The sequence below is a fragment of the Pseudomonas sp. 39004 genome, assembly GCF_028682155.1.
Taxonomy (GTDB): domain Bacteria; phylum Pseudomonadota; class Gammaproteobacteria; order Pseudomonadales; family Pseudomonadaceae; genus Aquipseudomonas; species Aquipseudomonas capeferrum.
The window spans coordinates 1-3670 of record NZ_JANIAG010000294.1 but is presented as its reverse complement, the minus strand read 5'-3'; the positions used below and the strand labels follow the sequence as shown (position 1 = coordinate 3670).

General features: G+C 62.0%; 2 protein-coding genes and 1 pseudogene. 2 read left to right on the top strand and 1 reads right to left on the bottom strand.

Annotated features, from left to right (window positions below; all coding sequences use genetic code 11):
- Positions 1-227: 227 nt before the first annotated feature.
- Positions 228-2705 carry a TonB-dependent siderophore receptor gene (locus NP534_RS26165; protein ID WP_274100653.1) on the top strand — a complete coding sequence of 826 codons (2478 nt, stop codon included), beginning with the start codon at positions 228-230 and terminating at the stop codon, positions 2703-2705.
- Between the two features lie 12 nt (positions 2706-2717).
- Here the strand turns inward: NP534_RS26165 and NP534_RS26160 are convergent, their stop codons facing one another.
- A complete protein-coding gene (locus NP534_RS26160) occupies positions 2718-3158 on the bottom strand; it encodes a GNAT family N-acetyltransferase (RefSeq protein ID WP_274100652.1) in 441 nt (146 codons plus the stop codon).
- Positions 3159-3377: 219 nt separating this feature from the next.
- Between NP534_RS26160 and NP534_RS26155 the strand changes: the two are divergent.
- A pseudogene (locus NP534_RS26155) lies at positions 3378-3670 on the top strand (hydrolase); the annotation flags it as partial.

Sequence of the window (3670 nt, the reverse complement as noted above, 5' to 3'; positions counted from 1 at the left end):
GCGATGCGCCGCGCGGGCGGCGCTCGATCTCACAGGCGCTGAAAATGCCGTGGCAAACACAGGTTCGCCTTTACCCCATCTCCCAACCAGAAAATCGCTGCCAAGCCCCATTCCATAAACGCGCCCTTTTTTACATAAGGGGGGTTACCGATTCCGATTCTCATTCGACTTGTAAGTAGAGGCGCCTCAGACGCCATAAAAAACTGCCGCAGGGCGAAAGGAATACCATGCTCCCCACAGACACTCGCACCCCCGTCATCCTCATCAACGCCGCCAAAACCGCACTGGCCCGCTCAGTCCATCGCGCACTGTTCAGCATCACCCTGGCGACCCCGCTGGCCGCGGTGATGATTGCCCAGCCCGCCGTCGCCCAGGCCCGCGCCGATGCCGCGTTCGACATCCCGGCCGGCCCGCTGGGCTCGGCGCTTACCCAGTTCGCGGCAGCGGCAGGGGTGACGGTCTCGTTCGAGCCGTCCTACGTCCAATCGCTGAGCTCGCCCGGCCTGCATGGCCGCTACAGTGCCGAGGCCGGCCTGCGCCAACTGCTCGTGGGCAGCAAATTGCAGGTGCTGCGCCAGGCCAATGGCAGCTACTCGCTGCTGCCCATGGTCGGCGATGCCTCGACGCTGCAACTGGACAGCACCAGCATTACCGGCGCCGCCGTGGAATCGGCCTATGGCCCGGTAAACGGCTATGTCGCCACCCGCAGTGCGACAGGCACCAAGACCGATACACCGATCCTGGAAATACCCCAGGCCATCAACGTGATCACCGCCGACCAAGTGCAGGCCCAGGGCGCGCGCAACCTGACCCAGGCACTGCGCTACACGCCGGGGCTGGCCACGGGCGGCTTCACCGACCGCAACACCATTGCCGACGAAATCACCAGCCGTGGCTTTGCCCCGACCCCGCTGTACCTGGACGGCGCATACGTGCCGTATGCCGGCAGCCTGGGCGGTGCACCGCAGATCGACCCCTACACCCTGGAGCGCATCGAGGTGCTCAAAGGCCCTTCGTCGGTGCTCTATGGGCAAAACCAGCCGGGCGGGCTGATCAACATGGTTTCCAAGCGCCCGACCCGCGAGCAGCGTAGCCAGGTCAAGCTGGGCGCCGGCAGCTACAACCGCGCCAACGGTGCTTTCGACACCAGCGGCCCCTTGGATGAGCAGGGCGAGTTTACCTATCGCCTGGTCGGTGTTGCCAACAAGGGCAACGAACAGGTGGCCCACGCCCATAGCGAACGCCTGCTGCTGGCACCCAGCCTGACCTGGTCGCCGAACGAGGACACCTCCTTTACCGTGCTGGCGCAGGTGCAGCGTGACGACGGCGCTGCCGACTACCAGTCGCTGCCGATGATCGGCTCGCTCAAGCGTGGCCCGACGGGCCAGCACATCGACCGCGACTTCTTCTCGGGCGACTCGCACTACAACGATTACAAGCGCAACCAGTACATCTTCGGCTATGACTTCACTCACCGCTTCAGCGATGACCTGGCCGTGCGTTCGACGGCGCGTTACACCGATGTGCGGGATCGCTACAAAGGGTTCTACCTGCGCAGCTTCGTCTCGGACGGCGACAGCGTCGATTACACCCGGGCCAACCGGGTCAAGCTCGACTGGCGCCAGCACAATATCGCCTACACCCTCGATAACAACCTGGAATACAAGTTCAACACCGGCGCGCTGCAGCACACCACGCTCGCAGGTGTGGACTACCGCCACTTCTCGCGCAAATACGATGGCTACAACGCCTACAACGTGTTGCCGGTCGACCTGTATGGCAAGAACAACTACGACACCAGCAGCGTGACCCCGGTGCTGGACACCCAATGGGACAACACGGTTCGCCAGACCGGTGTGTACGTGCAGGACCAGATCAAGCTGGACCAGTGGATCCTGACCGTGGGCGGCCGCCAGGACTGGGCCGAAATCGACAACAAGGACCTGCTGGCCAAGAGCATCGCCTCGCAGCGTGACAACAAGTTCACCGGCCGTATCGGCCTGACCTACGTCACCGAGTTTGGTCTGGCGCCTTACGTCAGCTATTCGCAGTCGTTCTTGCCGACGCTGGGCACGGACTCCGCTGGCAAGTCGTTTGAACCGACCGAGGGTGAACAGTACGAAGTGGGGGTGAAGTACCAGCCGGCCGAGGGCACATTGCTGACCGCCTCGGTGTTCCAGGTCACGCAGAAGAACGTGTTGACCCAGGACGACGACAACCCCCAGTACCAGGCGCAGGATGGCGAGGTGCGTTCGCGCGGCGTTGAACTGGAGCTCAAGTCCACCCTCGACAATATCGATGTGCTGGCCGCTGCAACCTACATCGACTCGTTCTATACCAAGAGCAACTATGGCGACCAGGGTAACCGCAGCGAATCGCAAGCGCCGGTTTCGGCCTCGCTGTGGGTGGATTACCACTTCACCCAGGCCATGCTCAATGGCCTGACATTCGGCGCAGGCGCCCGCTACACCGGCCGCAAACCGGGTGATTCGTCCAACTCGTTCGACGTACCGGCGTATGCGGTGTACGACGCCACCGTCAGCTACGACATGGGCAAACTCGACCCAAGCCTGCGCGGCCTGCAGGCCAGCGTGAACGTGCAGAACATCTTCGACCGCGAGTACGTGTCGGACTGCAACTATGCGTTCGGTTGCTACTACGGCCAGGAGCGCGTGGCCTCGGTGGAGATGACCTACGATTGGTGACCAGGCGCGATTTCAGGAGAGGAATTTGACAAAGATGAGCTCTGGATCACCGTCATCCAGGTTGTCGATCTGCCCACTCCTGATGAAGCCGAGTTGAGCCAGCACACCCTGCATCGGCGCATTTGAAGCATTGGTCGACGTGAACAGCTTGCCACCCCGGCACTGCGACTCCAGTGTGCGCATGATGGCCGCCGCGATACCGCGGCGGCGTGCCGATTCCTTCACCACGACCAGCGCAATGAACGGTTGATCGAAGAAGGTATCGTTGAGCACGCCATACCCTGTCAGCTGCGACGTATCGTGCGCGTCTGCGGCCACCCAGCATTGGCCGCAGGTGACTGCGTGTGCAATGAATGTTTGCCGTTGCCGATCACCCCGAGCGATCGCGTCCAGCGCAAAAAGCGCCTCGACGTCCTCGGGCTGGGCGAGTCGTATGGTTGATCGCAAGTCCATTTTTGTTCACCTCTACGCGTGCGTGCGCGATGTAAAAACTGCAGGTTCTTATGAATCAAATACGATGCATATAAGGCAGTTTTCAGAAAAATGCACCGTATACGATGCAGGGCGCATCGTCGGCAGCCTCGATGAGGGTAGGGCGCCCGTGCTATCAACAAACCCCAGCACGGGCGCCACGTTATACTTGGCGCCTTTTGCCCGTGGCCGGAGAGCCCTATGCGCCAGGTTTTGCTTATCGTCGATGTTCAATCCACCTTCAGCCCGCCCGAATGGTTGGTAGACGGTTTGCGGCGGTTGTCGGCGAACATCCCGACCGTCGCCTCGGTCGAGCTGCACGATGAGCAGGTCACGCCGTTCCAGCGCCAGCTTGGCTGGCACCCGGCGGCCGAGGACGAGAGCCTGATCGAGGCGGACCAGGTGTTCGTCAAGCATGGCTACGGGCAGACCGTCGAAACCCTCGAGTACATCAAGCAGCTGGGCGTGGAGCGGGTACTGGTAGATCGGAAGAG

Bases quoted from the DNA above. Each gene is read 5' to 3' on its own strand.
- NP534_RS26165 (WP_274100653.1), top strand. From the start codon at position 228: ATGCTCCCCACAGACACTCGCACCCCCGTCATCCTCATCAACGCCGCC.
- NP534_RS26160 (WP_274100652.1), bottom strand. From the start codon at position 3,158: ATGGACTTGCGATCAACCATACGACTCGCCCAGCCCGAGGACGTCGAG.